Annotated in this window: 15 protein-coding genes; 3 read left to right on the forward strand and 12 right to left on the reverse strand. The window is 63.9% G+C overall.

Annotated features, from left to right (window positions below; all coding sequences use genetic code 11):
* Positions 1 to 202 precede the first annotated feature (202 nt).
* The 8 genes from AC3WJP_RS02055 to AC3WJP_RS02090 all read right to left on the reverse strand — a co-directional run bounded on the left by AC3WJP_RS02055 (position 203) and on the right by AC3WJP_RS02090 (position 8,266).
* A complete protein-coding gene (locus AC3WJP_RS02055) occupies positions 203 to 988 on the reverse strand; it encodes a sulfite exporter TauE/SafE family protein (RefSeq protein WP_493719557.1) in 786 nt (261 codons plus the stop codon).
* Positions 989 to 1,129: 141 nt separating this feature from the next.
* A complete protein-coding gene (locus AC3WJP_RS02060) occupies positions 1,130 to 1,588 on the reverse strand; it encodes a c-type cytochrome (protein ID WP_493719558.1) in 459 nt (152 codons plus the stop codon).
* A gap of 28 nt (positions 1,589 to 1,616) precedes the next feature.
* Positions 1,617 to 2,618: an AraD1 family protein gene (araD1, locus tag AC3WJP_RS02065; protein ID WP_493719559.1), complete on the reverse strand. Its 1,002-nt coding sequence runs from the start codon at positions 2,616 to 2,618 to the stop codon at positions 1,617 to 1,619.
* A gap of 229 nt (positions 2,619 to 2,847) precedes the next feature.
* On the reverse strand, positions 2,848 to 3,759 hold the full coding sequence (locus AC3WJP_RS02070; protein ID WP_493719560.1) for an SMP-30/gluconolactonase/LRE family protein: 912 nt from the start codon (positions 3,757 to 3,759) through the stop codon (positions 2,848 to 2,850).
* Between the two features lie 43 nt (positions 3,760 to 3,802).
* Positions 3,803 to 4,765: an ABC transporter permease gene (locus AC3WJP_RS02075; RefSeq protein WP_493719561.1), complete on the reverse strand. Its 963-nt coding sequence runs from the start codon at positions 4,763 to 4,765 to the stop codon at positions 3,803 to 3,805.
* Positions 4,762 to 5,784: an ABC transporter permease gene (locus AC3WJP_RS02080; RefSeq protein WP_493719562.1), complete on the reverse strand. Its 1,023-nt coding sequence runs from the start codon at positions 5,782 to 5,784 to the stop codon at positions 4,762 to 4,764. Before AC3WJP_RS02080 ends, AC3WJP_RS02075 begins: the two co-directional genes overlap by 4 nt.
* Positions 5,781 to 7,229: a sugar ABC transporter ATP-binding protein gene (locus AC3WJP_RS02085; RefSeq protein WP_493719563.1), complete on the reverse strand. Its 1,449-nt coding sequence runs from the start codon at positions 7,227 to 7,229 to the stop codon at positions 5,781 to 5,783. The genes AC3WJP_RS02080 and AC3WJP_RS02085 overlap by 4 nt, the downstream gene beginning before the upstream one ends.
* Before the next feature lie 14 nt (positions 7,230 to 7,243).
* The gene (locus AC3WJP_RS02090; protein WP_493719564.1) at positions 7,244 to 8,266 is read right to left on the reverse strand and encodes a substrate-binding domain-containing protein; all 1,023 of its coding nucleotides are present in this window, start codon (positions 8,264 to 8,266) and stop codon (positions 7,244 to 7,246) included.
* 348 nt (positions 8,267 to 8,614) lie between these two features.
* Between AC3WJP_RS02090 and AC3WJP_RS02095 the strand changes: the two genes are divergently transcribed.
* Both AC3WJP_RS02095 and AC3WJP_RS02100 read left to right on the forward strand, forming a co-directional pair.
* Positions 8,615 to 9,862, forward strand: a complete 1,248-nt coding sequence (locus tag AC3WJP_RS02095; protein ID WP_493719565.1) for a GAF domain-containing sensor histidine kinase — start codon at positions 8,615 to 8,617, stop codon at positions 9,860 to 9,862.
* Entirely contained in the window at positions 9,862 to 10,593 is a 732-nt protein-coding gene (locus AC3WJP_RS02100; RefSeq protein WP_493719566.1) for a response regulator, read from the forward strand. The genes AC3WJP_RS02095 and AC3WJP_RS02100 overlap by 1 nt, the downstream gene beginning before the upstream one ends.
* Before the next feature lie 21 nt (positions 10,594 to 10,614).
* Here AC3WJP_RS02100 and pcsA read toward each other — a convergent pair whose 3' ends face one another.
* The 3 genes from pcsA to AC3WJP_RS02115 form a co-directional block, all read right to left on the reverse strand.
* Positions 10,615 to 11,367, reverse strand: coding sequence for a phosphatidylcholine synthase (gene pcsA / locus AC3WJP_RS02105; protein WP_493719567.1), 753 nt, complete (start codon positions 11,365 to 11,367; stop codon positions 10,615 to 10,617).
* A gap of 149 nt (positions 11,368 to 11,516) precedes the next feature.
* Positions 11,517 to 11,996: a WbuC family cupin fold metalloprotein gene (locus AC3WJP_RS02110; protein ID WP_493719568.1), complete on the reverse strand. Its 480-nt coding sequence runs from the start codon at positions 11,994 to 11,996 to the stop codon at positions 11,517 to 11,519.
* A 105-nt stretch (positions 11,997 to 12,101) separates the two neighbouring features.
* Entirely contained in the window at positions 12,102 to 13,316 is a 1,215-nt protein-coding gene (locus tag AC3WJP_RS02115; protein ID WP_493719569.1) for an MFS transporter, read from the reverse strand.
* A 175-nt stretch (positions 13,317 to 13,491) separates the two neighbouring features.
* Between AC3WJP_RS02115 and mltA the strand changes: the two genes are divergently transcribed.
* Positions 13,492 to 14,649, forward strand: a complete 1,158-nt coding sequence (gene mltA / locus AC3WJP_RS02120) for a murein transglycosylase A (protein WP_493719570.1) — start codon at positions 13,492 to 13,494, stop codon at positions 14,647 to 14,649.
* 30 nt (positions 14,650 to 14,679) lie between these two features.
* Here mltA and AC3WJP_RS02125 read toward each other — a convergent pair whose 3' ends face one another.
* Positions 14,680 to 15,336: a ribonuclease T2 family protein gene (locus AC3WJP_RS02125; RefSeq protein WP_493719571.1), complete on the reverse strand. Its 657-nt coding sequence runs from the start codon at positions 15,334 to 15,336 to the stop codon at positions 14,680 to 14,682.
* Positions 15,337 to 15,339 lie beyond the last annotated feature (3 nt).

Genomic DNA, 15,339 nt, shown 5'->3' on the forward strand with positions numbered 1-15,339 from the left:
GGCGCCGTCGGCACGGACGGCCTATCGCTACGACTGCCACGCTCGGTGGCTAACTGCGAGGGAAAACGCCTGAAACCTGGCTGACGGCCAGCGCCGGGCAGCAACATGGCTGCCAGCACAAAGACCGTTTTATTGGCGCAAGGTTCCGTCAGGATGGTTGCGGCGCCGATGAGCGTCAGAGCGCTGACGCAGGAGGGGCGTATCAGAAGGCCAGTTTGTAGCCGACCAACAGTAGCATGACCGCGAGGCAGGGCCGCAGCACTTTGTCCGGCACGCGCCCGGTCAATTGACTGCCGATATAGATGCCGGGCAGCGAGCCCAGCAGCAGGAAGCCGAGAATGCCCCAGTCCATGTTGCCCATGCTTGCATGCCCCAGGCCTGCGACCAGTGTCAGCGGCACGGCGTGGGCTATCTCGGTGCCCACCAGGCGCCGGGTCGGCAGGAACGGATAGAGAATGAACAGCGCCACGGTCCCCAGGGCGCCAGCGCCGATGGAGGTCAGCGCTACCATGGTCCCCAGTACCAGGCCGGTCACCACGGTCATCGCGTTGAGCCGCGCGCCGTTTGGCTGGTAGCGCCCGCCGGCACGGCGGTGGGCGAAGTCGAGCAGCTGCTGTTTGAACAGTACGGCCAAGGCCGTCAACAGCAGCACCACACCGAGACCTTGCTTGATGATGGCATTCATCGCCTCCGGGGCGGTGTGCAGCGAGCTCAGGTACCACAACGTCAGAGCAACAGCCGGGACACTGCCCAGGGTCAGCCAGCCGGTGACGGTCCAGTCGATATTGTCGTTCTTGCGGTGCACCAGCACGCCGCCGGATTTGGTGATGGCGGCATACAGCAGATCAGTGCCCACTGCCGTGGCGGGATTGATCCCGAACCACAGCAGGATCGGGGTCATGAACGATCCGCCCCCTACTCCGGTCATGCCGACGATAAACCCGACCACCAAGCCTGCCACCACGAAACCGACGTTACCGAAATCCATCAACTGCCCTGTGTGCCGCGCACGGCCTTATGAAAAAACTCGCGCAGCATAGCGATTTTTCTTATAACGGCTATATATCGATATGATCTATTGTTATTCCATATATCAATTTAGTGGCCGCTTGGGCTGGTAATCCTTTCATCACTCGGCATCCTGATTAGCACGCAGCCACGCCAACAAGTCGTCGAGCTTCTGTGCATCACTGATGCCCCAGAAATGCATGTTGGTGCCAGGCACTACATCGCTGAGGTCTTTGATGAACGCCATCAGCGTGTCGCGCTGCCAGGTAATCCCGGAAGCTTTCATGGCGCTGGAATACACGTAGTCGCTGGTGCTGCCTGCAGGCCGTCCGAAGATGCCATTGAGTTCGGGGCCAAACGCCGCCCGCGCGTAGCGGCCGATCTTGTGACAACCGCCGCAGGTCTTGTTGAACAGGGCTTCGCCCGCCTGGGGATCGCCACCGGCGCGGACTTGAGCCGAAACCGCCAAAAGCGTCAACGCAAGCAAAGTGACACGGCGTGGGAAGTAGCGCTTCACAAAGTAAACCTCGCACAAAAGCCGCCAGCGTAGCGCAAACGCGGCGGCTTTTCCTTGCTCCATGCAGGGTTATGGTCGAGCAGCGCCTCGATCAAAGACTGCCCACATCCCCCGGCCGGAACACCTCCCGGCTGACCTGCACGGTATTGCGCAGCGGCGCGCCGAACTCGCTGATGCTGATCTCGAATTCATCGCCTGCCTGGGTACGGATATTGTCGGCTACCGACAGCGTCGCGGTGCCGAAGAAATGCACATGCACGTCCCCCGGACGCAGAAACTGCTGGTACTTGAAGTGGTGGTATTCAAGGTTTTCGAGGCTGTGGCACATGTTGTCTTCGCCGCTCAGGAATTCCTTCTCCCAGATCACTTCGCCGCCGCGACGAATACGGCTGATACCGGCCAGGTGCCGAGGCAAGGCACCGACGCGCAACTCCGGGCCGTAGGAGCAGTTACGCAGCTTGGAATGCGCGAGATACAGGTAGCTGCGACGCTCCAGCACGTGATCGGAAAACTCGTTGCCGAGGGCGAATCCGACGCGGTACGGACGGCCGTCATCGGCGATCACGTAAAGCCCGGTGAGCTCAGGCTCCTCGCCGCCGTCCTCGGCGAAAGGCGGCTGCTGCAAGGCAGAGCCAGGGCGCACCACGCAGGAGCCGTCGCCCTTGTAGAACCATTCCGGCTGCGCGCCCGGGGTACCTGGCTGCGGCTTGCCACCCTCGATGCCCCATTGGAACATCTTTGCGGTGTCGGTCAGGGTGCTGGGGTCGGCAGCGGCTTTTTGCTGGTGCATCTTGTCCCGAGTGGAGGCGCTGCCCAGGTGGGTCAGGCCGGTACCGGTCACCAGGCAATGGGCCGGGTCCGGGTGATCCAGCGGCGGCAGCACCCGCCCTTGCTGCAAAGCCAGCGCATAGTTTTCATCGCTGGGCCGGGTGCCGCGGGCGATGACTTCGTCTTGCAGCAAGCGTTTGTTGCGGATGGCGGCGAGCGCCAGATCGCGGGTCGAGGTGGTTTCGACGACGAGGTGGATCTGTTCGCCTTCGACCACGCCCACTTGGCGCTGACCCTGGGTATTTTCAAACTGTACGAGACGCATGAGGTTATCCCTTCTTGTGATTATCGAGTCGCAGCGGGGCTGGCCCCCGCGACGCTTGCCGCCACTGTATTTTCCCCAGTCGAGGCTGGCTAATGACAACCGCTGATGGCGCGATAACTTCCGGTTATCCCCCATGCAGCTATCGCCCCATGCCCACGGCACGAGATGGCAGCGACGCTGAGCGCCCGCCTGCATTCCGGCGCATTGCCTGATCGATGGACTGGCGGGCTCAGGGCAACTGCGCCCCCGCCACCGCCACATGAATCATGTACAGCGAAGTATTGGCCGCAATGAACAACCTGTTACGCCGTGGGCCGCCGAACGTGAGGTTGGCCACCTTCTCGGGCAGGCGAATCTTGCCGAGCAAGGTGCCGTCTGGCGCGAAGCACTGAATTCCGTCCCCGGCGCTGGTCCACAGATTGCCCAGCGCGTCGATACGCAACCCGTCCGGAATCCCCGGCTCGATCTCGGCAAACACCCGCGATGCGCCCAGGCGCTCGCCGTCGATCACTTGCAGAGCGCGAATATGATGAGGGGCATCCGGGTCGTGACTACGAGCCGAATCGGCTACGTAGAGGGTCTTGCCATCCGGGCTGAAAGCCAGGCCGTTGGGCTGTACGAAATCCCTGGCCACGCAGGCGATGGCCCCACTGCGCGGGTCGATCCGGTAGACGTAACTGCCCTCCTGTTCCGGCTCCGCCTTGAAGCCCTCATAGTCACTGAGGATGCCGTAGGTGGGATCGGTGAACCACACGGCGCCGTCGCGGTGCACCACCACATCGTTGGGCGAATTGAGGCGCTTGCCCTGAAACTGATCGGCCAGCACGGTGATGCTGCCGTCCGCCTCGGTGCGGGTCACCCGCCGGGTGCCGTGCTCACAGGTCACCAAGCGCCCTTGCAGATCACGGGTATTGCCGTTGGCGAAATTGGAGTTGGCCCTGAACACCGATACGCCATGATCCGGGATCCAGCGCAGGATGCGTTCGTTGGGGATGTCGCTCCACAACAGGTAACCGCCATCGTTGAACCACACCGGGCCCTCGGCCCAACGGCATTTGTCGTACAGCCGCTCGAGCTGGGTGTTGGGAATGGTCAGGGCGCGAAAGCGCGGGTCGAGGTGTTCATACAGTTCGTCGGACACAACGGCGATCCTTTTCAAATAGGCATGCTCGGAATGGAAAGACTCAGCCACGGGCCGTTTGCCGGCCGCTCATGGCGGTGATCACGGCGATGATGATCACCCCGGTGAGGATCAGCCGCACCCCGGCGCTGGCCCCGAAACTGTTGAGCATGCTCACCAGCAGATAGAGAAACAGCGCGGCGCCCCAGATGCCCGGCACATTGGCGAAGCCGCCGGCCACCGAAGTACCGCCGATCACCACCACGGCGATTGACGCCAGCAAGTACTCGTCGCCCATGCTCAACGAGGCGCCTCCGGAGAAACCGGCCAGCAGCAAGCCGCAGAGGCTGGCGAACAAGGCGCTCAGTACGTAGGTGGCAAAACGCACCCTGGCCACCCGTATCCCCGCCAGCTCCGCCGCCCGCGGGTTCTGGCCGATGGCCAAGACCCAACGACCATACAGGGTGCGGGTCAGCACCACGCCCATCAGTGCCGCCAGCAGCATTACCGCCAGGGCGACATAAGGCACCCCCAGCAGCTTGCCGGTGGCGAAGGCGTAGAAATCGTCCGGCGGCTGAATGCGCACGCTGCGCCCGTAGGCGATGGCCAGCGATTGCAGGAGGAAACTGGCCGACAAGGTGGCGATGATCGGCGGAATGCGCAGCAGACGAATCAGCGCATAGTTGGCGCAGCCTACCAGTACGCCGGTGGCCAGCACGCCAAGCACGCCCAGCCAGATCAGCTCGTTGTGGCTGTCCATGAGCTTCATCGCCACCGCGCCGCTGAGCGCCACGTTGGCCGGGATCGACAGGTCGATGTTGCCGGGCCCGGTACTGATCACGAACATTTGGCCAATGCCGACGATCACGAAGAACGCCGAGAACCCCAGCGCCCCGGACAGCAACGCACCGCTGCCGACGCCGCGGTTGAACACCAGGGTGGCCAGCCAGATCAGCAGCGCCGCCAGAAACGACCACAGCCAAGGTTTGTCGAGCACCCGTTTGAGCAAAGCAGTCTGGGGGTTCATGGCTGACGCGCCTCCATACGGTTGACGGCGGCCCGCAGGGCCAGCACCAGAATCAGGATCGCGCCCTGGGCGCCGATCTGCCAGTCCGGGGAGATGCGGATAAACGACAGCAGCGAACCCGCCAGCACCAGGGTCAAGGCTCCCAGCACCGCGCCGATCGGCGACACCCGGCCACCGACGAACTCGCCCCCACCCAGAATCACCCCGGCGATCGACAACAGCGTGTAGCGCAGCGCCACACTGGCATCGGCCGAGGTCGTCAGCCCCACCAGGAACAGCCCGGACAACACGCCAAAGCCACCGGCCAGGGCATACAGCGTCACCTTGATGCGCAACAGCGACCAGCCGGCCTTGGCGATCGCCAGTGGGTTGCCGCCCGCGCCGCGCAACACCACGCCCAGGGTCGAACGCATCAAAAACAGATGCACCAGCAGCGCCAGGGCGATGCAGACGATGATGGCGAACGGCAGCAGCGGCGGCTTGATCCGTACCAGTGCCTGCAGCCATTGCGGGGCCGTGCCCCCTGGCGCCGGCAGCAACAGCACCGCGCCGCCGGTCCAGATGAACGACATACCCAGGGTCACCACGATCGATGGCAGCCGTCGCGCGTGAATCAAGGCGCCGAGCAGCGCATACACCAGCACGCAGCCCAGCAGCGCCAGCACCCCGAGCAGCGGGTGGTCGTTGAGCAAGGTGGCCGCGACGCAGGCGACGAAGCTGATATAGCTGCCCAAAGACAGGTCAAGGTCGTTGACGGTGATGATCAGCATCTGAGCGATGGTCGCCAAGGCGATCGGCACCGCCAGATTGAGCATCAGGTTCATGCCCATGTAGCTCATGGCCCGCGGCTGCAGGATGAAGATGGTGCCCAGCAGCACCACCAGCGACAACGCCGGCAAGGCACTGCGCAGCCAGCGCGCTCGATTGACCGCGCGCGCCGCCGTATCCACCGCCCCTGTAGCGAGGGGGCTTGCCCCCGATAAGCTGTCACTGACCCGCAAACGCGTCGGCATGTTCATGCCACCTCCTCGGCGAACGAGCCGCGCAGAATGCGCTCCTCGCTCAGTTCGTCACGGGGCAGGTCGAGCACCGCCTGGCCATCGCGAAAGACATAGATATGGTCGCAGTAGTCGAGCTCTTCCAGCTCGGTGGTGTACCAGATGAAGGTCCGGCCGCGGGCCGCTTCCTCGAGGATGATCGAGTACACCTCGCGCTTGGTGCCGACATCGACGCCGCGCATGGGGTCGTCCATCAGAATCACCTGCGCAGTGGTCGCCAGCGCCCTGGCGAACAGGGCTTTTTGCTGATTGCCGCCGGACAGCGACAGAATCGGCGCATTCATGTCCGGCGTGCGTATCGCCATGCGCTGTTGCCATTGCGCGGCGAGCGATGCACAAGCCCGGGGATCGATCAGGCCGCCGCGCTTGAGTTGCTTGAGGGCGCTGAGGTCGAGGTTCTGCGCGATCGACCACAGCGGGAAGACGCCATCGCTCTGCCGATCGCCGGCGACCAGGGCAGCGCCCTCACCACTGGCGATGCGCTGGCGCAGAATCTGCGTCAGCAACTGGCTCTGGCCATGTCCGGCCAACCCCGCCAGGCCGATGATTTCGCCACGCCAGGCACTTACGCAACGCGCATCGGCCTGCGCCGCCGGGCGTTGCTCGACCATGGCCGCGCCTTGCAGGCGTTTGCTGCCATAGACCTGAGCCGCCTTGGCGTGGCTGGCGGCACTGCCCATGGCCTCGACCAAGGTGGCATGAGTGAAGGCACTGGCGGCGCGGGTGTCTACCACCTTGCCGTCGCGCATCACCGCAATGCGGTCGCAGGTGCCGAGCATCTCGCCGAGGATGTGGCTGATCAACACGATACTGCCGCCCTGCCCCACAAAACGGCGCACGAACGCCAGCAGTTGCGCCGACACCCGCGAATCCAGCGACGACGTCGGCTCATCGAGAATCACCACCTCCAGGCGCTCATCGACGCAGACGAAAGCACGGGCGATCTCGACCATCTGGCGCTTGCCGATCGGCAGGTCGGCGACGATGTCGTCGGCACCGATGCCATGCTCGGGGAAGATCTCGCTCAGGCTCGCCTCGATCAGCGCCCGGGCCTGCCGCCGCCAGCCGAAGCCACGGATGGCCGGGCACATCAAGCGGGTGTTCTCGGCCACGCTCAGATTGGGGCACAGCGACAGCTCCTGGAACACGCAGCGGATCGCGCACTGCCGGGCGATCTGCACGCTGTAGTCGCTGCGCCGATCCCGGCCCTCGATCAGCAGGCTGCCGCAATCGGCGGCCAGGGTGCCGGCGAGCACCTGCATCAGGGTCGACTTGCCGGCGCCATTGTGGCCGATCAGGCCCAGGCACTCGCCGGCCTGGACGCTGAGGTCGACGCCGTCCAATGCGCGCACGGCGCCAAACGACTTGCCGATACCCGTGAAGGTCACTCGTTGCGCACTAGACATGACAGCCTCCAGGCTCAGTGAGTGGCAGGTGCTTGCAGCTTGGCGACGTCGTCCACGCTGTACACCTGGCTGACCAGGTCGCCCTTGGCCAGGCCCTTGAGTTGTTGCTCGAGGGTGTCCTGGGTCACGCTCACTGCGGGCGACACCAGGTCATGGGGCAACTGCTTGCCATCGAGCAGTTGTTGCGCCACCCAGAAGGCCAGGCTGGAGATACTCGGGGCGCTGGAAATGGAGAAGCTCTGATAGCCGTTGAGGTCCTTTTGCTTCTTCCACCACGACAGCTCCTCTTCGCGGTTGCCGAAGACGATGGTCGGCGTCGGCCGACCGGCTGCGGTAAAGGCCTGAGCCGTGCCGTAGCCGTCATCGCCCTGGGTCACCACCGCATCGATCTTCGGCAGGCTCGGCAGTACGCCAGCCACGGCTTTTTGCGCGGCGGTCTGCGACCAGTTGCCGTTGACCGCGCCGACGATCTTCAGGTTCGGATGCTTGGCGGCGCCGGCGGCGATGCCGGAATGAATCAACTCGTCCACCGAGACTCCGGCCAGGCCGCGTACTTCCAGGACATTGGCACCGTTGGGGTAGCGGCTGGCCAGGTAGTCCATCTGGTCGATGCCGCTTTGCTTGAAGTCCATCGAGATGCGATAAGCGCACGGCTCGGTGACCACGCCATCGAACGACACGACGACAATACCGGCGTCGCAGGCTTGCTTGACTGCGCCGTTGAGCGCCGTGGGCGATGCCGCATCGATGACGATAGCGTTGTAACCCTGCAGGATCAGGTTCTGGATTTGCGCGGCTTGTTCCGTGGCCTGGTTTTCACCGGTGGTGAAGGAGTCGGCCGAGGCGATGATGCCGGTCTTGACGGCCTGGTCAGTGGTCTGTTGCCAGCTGTTGAGCATGTTCTGGCGCCAGGCGTTGCCGGCATAGTTGTTGGAAAGGGCGATGGTCTTGTCGGCCGTGGCGGCCTGGGCCAGCGTGAGTGGGGCCATTACCAGGGCGCTGGACAGCAGCGCGCAACGAAGCGTGTCGAATTTCATGTCGTGACCCTTGTTATTGTTGTGGGGCATCGTGAATGGCCGCAGGCAGCAGGCTGGGCCTTGGTGCAGATTCAGGGCCAGTCTGCACCGCCGACATCGCCGCGTCAGTGGGCATTGGCGCAGATCGCTTGCGGGAACCCGCAGCTCAAAGGCGCAAATGTGCAGTTTTTCAATAACAATCAGCGCAATACTCTGTAGCGAGGGGGCTTGCCCCCGATAAGTCGGCACTGACACTCCGCGCATCGCAGGCTTGGCCTCTCGGGGGCAAGCCCCCTCACTACAGAGGCAGGCAGGCGCTATGATGGCGGCAACCTTATTCCCACTACAAAAACAACCCTGGGAAGCACTGTGCAAAGACCTTTGATTTCGGCGCAACACGTCCTCCAGCATTTTCTCGGCATTTCCCGCGCCCTGGCCGGGCAACTTGACCTGCAGTCGATGGTCAACGCGGTGTCCGAGGAGATTCGCTTCATTCTGCCCCACGACCATATCGACGTGAGCCTGCTCATCGACGGGGAAAACCATCTGCACGCCTATGAAACCGGGGTAAAGACCGCCTGGAGCGATTTCGTCGATCATCCCTTGCCGATCGCCGACAGCCCGCTGCGCACCCTGCTGCGCGGCCAGGTGCCGTTCATCCTAAGCGACGACGCCATGCTCGATCCGCGCTTTCATTTTCTCGGCGCCTTCGACCGCCCGATCTTCGACGCGCAGTTGCGCAGCCGCCTTCATGTACCGTTGCGCGCCCGTGGCGAAGTCATCGGCGCCTTGAGCTGCTCCAAGCACAGCTCCAACTTCTATACCCAGGCGGATGTCGATCATACCCAGCATGTCGCCGACCTGCTGGCCTCCTACCTGTACGCCCTGCGCCAGGCCGACCAGGCCAAGCACCTGGAGATCGCCCAGGCGCAGACCCGTGCCCGCGAAGAAGGTCTGCGCCTGGGCGCCCTGCGGTTGACCGAGGAGCTGGAAAGCGAACGCCAGCGGATCGGCATGGACCTGCACGATCAGACGCTCGCCGACATGACCCGCCTGCACCGACGCATCGCCCGCCTGCAATTGCAGGCGCCCATCCCGGCCGAGGCGCTGCAGCCGGTCAGCACCGCGCTGCAAGAGAGCATGCAAGAGCTGCGGCGCATCATCGACGCGGTAAAGCCCACGGTGCTGCACCTGTTCGGCTTTGCCGAAGGGCTCGAAGACTTGCTGCTGCGCAGTGTGCGCAACAGCGGCCTGAGCATCGACACCCATCTGTTCGATCACAGCGACGGGGTGGCCGCACAGCTCAGTGAAGCGCAGCAGATCGCCCTGTTCCGGATCGTCCAGGAAGCCGTCAACAACGCCATCAAGCACGCCTCGCCGGCGTCCATCACCGTGCAGATCAGCCGCATCGCCAACCGCCTGCTGCTGACCATCGTCGATGACGGCCAAGGCCTGGCGGGCAACAACCGCATGGACACCGGCGGCATCAAGAACATGCAGACCCGCGCGCAATTGCTGGGCGCGCAGGTACAGATCGACAAGGGCCCGGCGAACAAGGGCACCCAGGTGTGCGTGAGCCTGCCGCTGCCTGTGATCCAATCGGTGGAGAACGCGTGATGGATATCTTGCTGGTGGAGGATGACCCCGTGCACCGGGCGTTCCTCAAGGAAATCATCGAAGGCGCCATGCCGGAATGCTCGCGCCTGTGGGAGGCCGAGGACGGCCGCGCCGGCGAGCGCCTGGCCCACGAGCACCAGGTCGGCGCCGTGGTCATGGATTTGCAGATGCCGCGACATACCGGGGTCGAGGCGGCCAAGACCATCTGGCGCGAGCGCCCGGACACCTCGATTCTGTTCTGGTCCAACTATGCCGACGAGGCTTACGTACGAGGCATCTCGCGCATCGTGCCGCAGGGCGCTGCGTACGGCTACATCCTCAAGACCGCCTCCGAGGAGCGCCTGCGTCTGGCGCTGCGCAGCCTGTTCATCGAGCAGCAATGCGTGATCGACCGGGAGATCCGTGGCGTACAGCAAAAGGCCCAGGATCACCTCCAGGGCCTTAACGATTCGGAATACGAAGTGCTGCAGGACATCGCCCTGGGCTTGACCGATCGAGCCATCGCCGGCCGCCGCAACCTGTCGTTGCGCAGTGTGCAGAATCGCCTGCAGCAGCTGTACGAAAAGCTCGGGGTGTATCAGCCGGACGTCACTGGCGAGCGCAGCGCTGCGTTCAATCTGCGCTCGCGGGCGGTAAATGTGGCGATGCTGCGCAAGGTGCTCAACCGCACCGCCATGGAACAGGCCGAGGCCGAGCTGCAGGACTGGCTGCGCGATCCGCGCAACCTCTGAAGCCTCGGCCTGGGGGCCGGCTCAGTTACGAACCCGGCCCACCCACTCCAACGCCGTGCGCCAGAAACACACCAGCAAAAAGTACGCCGACATCAACGACCAGACCACCAGGATCGCCGTGCCATTGTTGGGCTGATTGACCACCATCGACAGGCTGCACAGCAGCCATATGGCGGTGACCGCAATGTTGATCGGCATGAACTTGCGCACGCGGAATGGGTGCAGGAACTTCATCCGGGTCAGGGTCAGCAGGCCCAGACCGATGATGGTCACCAGATTGACCCAGGCCGACGAGTCGAGGATGTACATGCACAGCGCCACGACGTTCCAGGCCGCCGGGAAGCCGACGAAGTAGTTGTCCTTGCTCTTCATGTTGACGTTGCAGAAGCAGAACAGTGACGACACCAGGATGATCGACACGCACAGCAGCAGGGTGAAATGCGGCAACGGGATATAGAAGTAGATGAACAGCGCGGGGATGAACACGTACGTCAGATAGTCGATGACCAGGTCCAGTATCGACCCGTCGAAATGCGCCAGTACCGTCTGCACGTTGACCTTGCGGGCCAGCGCGCCGTCCAGGCCGTCGACCACCAGCGCCACGCCGAGCCAGAGCAGGCAGGTCTTGGGGTGACCCTCGAACAACGCGATGGTGGCCATGAAGGCCAGGACCACGCCGGTGGCGGTAAAACCGTGGGCACCCCAGGCCTTGAGCCTGGCTGTGGATCTGAGTGTTATCACGAAGGGCTCTCCAAAAATAAACGGGCCTTGCATGGCGCCGAATCAGCGGCGCCGCAGCTATCGACCGGACCGAACGGCAGAAGGTTCAGGCACGCGCCCCGGTCAATTGCCGCAAGTGTATGTGCAACAGTAGCTTGGCGCCGGGCGTTTGCACATCAAAGCACGCCGGCGACGGCTTTTTTTCAGTTCAGGAATGCCAGGCTGTCGCCCACCTGCGCGACCTCGTACCAGGCCATCACCTGCTCAGTGCCGGCTTCGCCTTCAGCCGGCGACCCAGGCCAGAAATCCTCGGGCGCCACCGGCTGATAGGCGCCCTGCTTGACCTCGAAAATAACGCCGCTGACATCCAGCGACAGCACCGCATGCCAGGTATTGGCCGGGGTTTCCAGCACGGCGCTGTCTTCGCCCAGGACAGTGCGCGCGGTCACCTGCCCCTGATCATCGAAGTTCAGCACGATAAAGCGCCCGTTCAAGGGCGTGAGCAGTTCGAACGTGTGCGGGTGACGGTGCACGCGCACATAGGTGCCGGGCTCCATGGCAATCGCCAGGCGCTGGACCGGGTCCTGCAGCTCGGGATGCAGATTGCGGTTGGCGCGCAGGCGCGGGGCCTCGCTGGCCTGGGCTGCGAGCTCGACCAGCTCGAGGCGGGTAATCTGCTTCATCGGGGAAAACGCCATAGGGGAAAGATCACGGGGGAAATACCCGCATTATGCCCAATGACTGGGCAGCCGTCATCGCCGGCGCCCGGTCACCCGTCATCGACTGCGCTACAGGGCGGGCCGCGGACGCTGCACCCAGGTCACCACCGCGCATCCGCCCATCAGCACGAAGGTTGCGAGGAACACCCAGCGCATCCCCAGATGCCCGCCGACGAAGCCGCCGGCCACCGGACCGAGGACCTGGCCGATGTACTGGCTGGAGGTGGAGTAGCCCAGCATGCGCCCGGCGATACCCTCCGGCACGTTATGACGAATGATGCTGGCGATGCACGGCAGCAGGCCACCCAGCGCCAGCCCCATCAAAAACCGCAGCACCACCAGTTGCCAGGGATTGCTCACCAGTGCCTGGGGAATCAGCAGTACCGCCGCGGCCGCCAGGCAGAGGGTCACGATCCGCCAATGACCGACGCGATCGGCCACCTTGCCCAGACGCGACGCCGAGAGGATGCTGCCCAGCGCCGTGGCCGACATCACCAGCCCGGCCATGAGCGTCAGATGATCGGCATGCAGCTGCATCAGGTACACGGTGATGATCGGCTCGATCGACATGGTCGAGAACATCAACACCCCGGCGATCACGAACATGGTGACCACCGGCCGGGGGTCGCCCAGCTGCCCCCACACCGAGGCCTTGTCCGCCTGCTGCTGGCCTTGAGTACGGGGTGGCCGGGGCACTTCCTTGAGCAAGAACAAGGTGGCCAGAAAAGTGATGAAAATCACCCCGCCGGCGAGGAAGAAGGTGTTGCGAATGCCCATCAAGGGTGGCAACAGCCCGCCGATCAGCGGCCCGGCCAGGCTGCCCGCCATGATGCCCGAGGACAACACCCCCAGCGCCCAGCCGGAGCGCGCCTTGGGCGTCTGCGTGGCAACCAGGATGGTGGCGCCCGAGGCATAGCCGCCGAGCAGCCCCGCGAGCAGGCGCAACAGCACTAGTTGCCAGATATTCTCTGCCAGGCCGATCAGCGACATGGCCACAGCCATGCCGAGGCTGGCACGAATGAGCATCAGCTTGCGCCCGTAGCGATCACCCAGGCGGCCCCAGAGCGGCGCGGTCAGTGCCGCCGAGAGGAAGGTAGCGCCAAAGGCGATACCCGACCACTGCACTACGGCCGCCGGATCGCTGACGCCCAGATGTTCGACGTACAGCGGCAAGAACGGCAACAGCAGCGTCATGGCGACAATGGTAGTGAAGGCGCCGAACACGCAGACGCTGAGGTTGCGTTGCCAGTGACGCTCGGCAGGGTTGGCGGCTGCGGTGCTCATGGACTGCTCCTTGACGGGAATGGCGCTACGCTACCGGTTAGGTACGCATAAATAAAATTCATGTTTTTTATGCTGTGGATTCCTTGGAGGAATATAGACCGACGTAGTCATTTGACTCACCGCCCGGCTTTGCCCAAGCTAGCGGCCTCGAATTCATCAGCTAAGGTTGCTTCGCGTGCTTGATCTCCGCTTTTCGTGGCGCGCTTTGCGTCTGTGCACCCTGCCCTTGCTCGTGTTGCTGGCCAGTTGCAACAAAAGTGCTCCGCCCCCCGCACCCGTGCCCAAGTCACCAACCTATGTCAGCGTCGACTGGTCCGCGCTGCCCGCGGTCAGCGACGCCGATCTGCTGGCCGGCTTTGCGGCCTGGTCGTCGGCCTGCACGCGGCTGGCCAAGGATCCGAACTGGGGCGCCACCTGCAGCGCCGCCAGTCAGGTACAGAACAACGCCCCGGCGGTACGCGCCTTTCTGCAACAGAATTTGCAGGTCTACAGTCTGCGTTCGGGCGGCGATGACAAGGGCTTGATCACCGGTTACTACGAGCCGGTCTATCCCGGCAGCCTGCAGCGCACCGATCGCGATACGGTGCCGGTATATGGCGTGCCCGACGACCTGATCATCGTCAATCTGGACAGCATCTACCCCGAGCTCAAGGGCAAGCGCCTGCGCGGCCGCCTTGAAGGCCGTGTGCTCAAGCCCTATGACGACGCCGCCACCATTCAAGGCAAGGGCGCCAACGCACCCGTGCTGGCCTGGCTGAACAACTCGATCGACCTGCAATTTCTGCAGATCCAGGGTTCGGGCCGGATCCGCCTGGACAACGGCCGGCAGCTGCGCATCGCCTATGCCGATCAGAACGGCTACCCGTACAAGCCGGTGGGCCGCTGGCTGGTGGAGCAAGGGCAGTTGAAAAAAGAAGAAGTGAGCATGGGCAAGATCCGTGACTGGGCGCTGGCCAACCCGCAGCGCCTGCCGGAAATGCTCGCCAGCAACCCCAGCTATGTGTTCTTCACCACCCGCCCGGACAGCAACGAGGGGCCACGCGGCTCGCTGAACGTGCCGCTGACCACGGGTTACAGCGTGGCCATCGACCGCAAGGTGATTCCCCTGGGCAGCCTGTTGTGGCTCAACACTACCCGCCCGGACGGTAGCCCGGTGGTGCGCCCGGTAGCGGCACAGGATACCGGTGGTGCGATTGCCGGCGAGGTGCGTGCCGACCTGTTCTGGGGGACCGGCGACCAGGCTGGCGAACTGGCGGGCAACATGAAGCAACAGGGGCAGATCTGGCTGCTGTGGCCCAAGGGGATGGCGTTGCCTGCCCCGCCTCAGCCCTGAAGATTGCACAGGCCACGTGGCCGCGCCGGGCTAGCGTACGGCGGGGATCCGCACCTCACCGCTGCGGCATTGATTGCGAACCCCGGCGTCACAAGCCCTGAACGTCAGGTCCTTGGTCATGCATACCCACACCTCGGACAGCTCCGGGCCGTTGCAACGCACCGCAATGGCATTGCTCGGCAACCCGGGGTTGGCGCGCTGGAACAGATCGACGATGGCCTTGGGGGCCAGGCTCTGGGAGGTGGTAGAGGGCTCCAGCTGCGCGGGGATCTTCACCACCGCCAGTGCCTTGTCCGCCTGGGTGAAATAGCCAGCGCCGCCCAAACCCGTGCAAGTACCGTGCTTTTTCCATTCATGGTCCATCAATTGGCCGCTCACGAACAAGCTGCGCCCCTGGTTCCGCTCTGCTGCCGTCAACGCTGCCCCGCCCTTGCAGAACTGCGGCCAGCCGCCGCGATCGTACTGCGGCCACAACCCGTGCAAGACGAAGCCATAGCCCTTGCCGGTGCATTGCTCGTTATCGGCATGGGTCAGGCAAAAAGTCGGCGACCAGCTCAGGGCCAGCAAGTAGTAGTCGAATACCCCCGCCACTGAATCATTGTTGCGCCGGTCATTGCGGGCTTCGGCCAAGGGCGCGGTGGCGATCAGCAACGCCAGCAACAGCCCGGAAACGAATTTTTTGTTCAAGCG

It is taken from the genome of Pseudomonas sp. GW821-FHT01A09, from assembly GCF_058986725.1.

Bases quoted from the DNA above. Each gene is read 5' to 3' on its own strand.
- AC3WJP_RS02055 (WP_493719557.1), bottom strand. From the start codon at position 988: ATGGATTTCGGTAACGTCGGTTTCGTGGTGGCAGGCTTGGTGGTCGGG.
- AC3WJP_RS02060 (WP_493719558.1), bottom strand. From the start codon at position 1,588: ATGGAGCAAGGAAAAGCCGCCGCGTTTGCGCTACGCTGGCGGCTTTTG.
- araD1 (WP_493719559.1), bottom strand. From the start codon at position 2,618: ATGCGTCTCGTACAGTTTGAAAATACCCAGGGTCAGCGCCAAGTGGGC.
- AC3WJP_RS02075 (WP_493719561.1), bottom strand. From the start codon at position 4,765: ATGAACCCCCAGACTGCTTTGCTCAAACGGGTGCTCGACAAACCTTGG.
- AC3WJP_RS02080 (WP_493719562.1), bottom strand. From the start codon at position 5,784: ATGAACATGCCGACGCGTTTGCGGGTCAGTGACAGCTTATCGGGGGCA.
- AC3WJP_RS02085 (WP_493719563.1), bottom strand. From the start codon at position 7,229: ATGTCTAGTGCGCAACGAGTGACCTTCACGGGTATCGGCAAGTCGTTT.
- AC3WJP_RS02090 (WP_493719564.1), bottom strand. From the start codon at position 8,266: ATGAAATTCGACACGCTTCGTTGCGCGCTGCTGTCCAGCGCCCTGGTA.
- AC3WJP_RS02100 (WP_493719566.1), top strand. From the start codon at position 9,862: ATGGATATCTTGCTGGTGGAGGATGACCCCGTGCACCGGGCGTTCCTC.
- pcsA (WP_493719567.1), bottom strand. From the start codon at position 11,367: ATGCAAGGCCCGTTTATTTTTGGAGAGCCCTTCGTGATAACACTCAGA.
- AC3WJP_RS02110 (WP_493719568.1), bottom strand. From the start codon at position 11,996: ATGAAGCAGATTACCCGCCTCGAGCTGGTCGAGCTCGCAGCCCAGGCC.
- AC3WJP_RS02115 (WP_493719569.1), bottom strand. From the start codon at position 13,316: ATGAGCACCGCAGCCGCCAACCCTGCCGAGCGTCACTGGCAACGCAAC.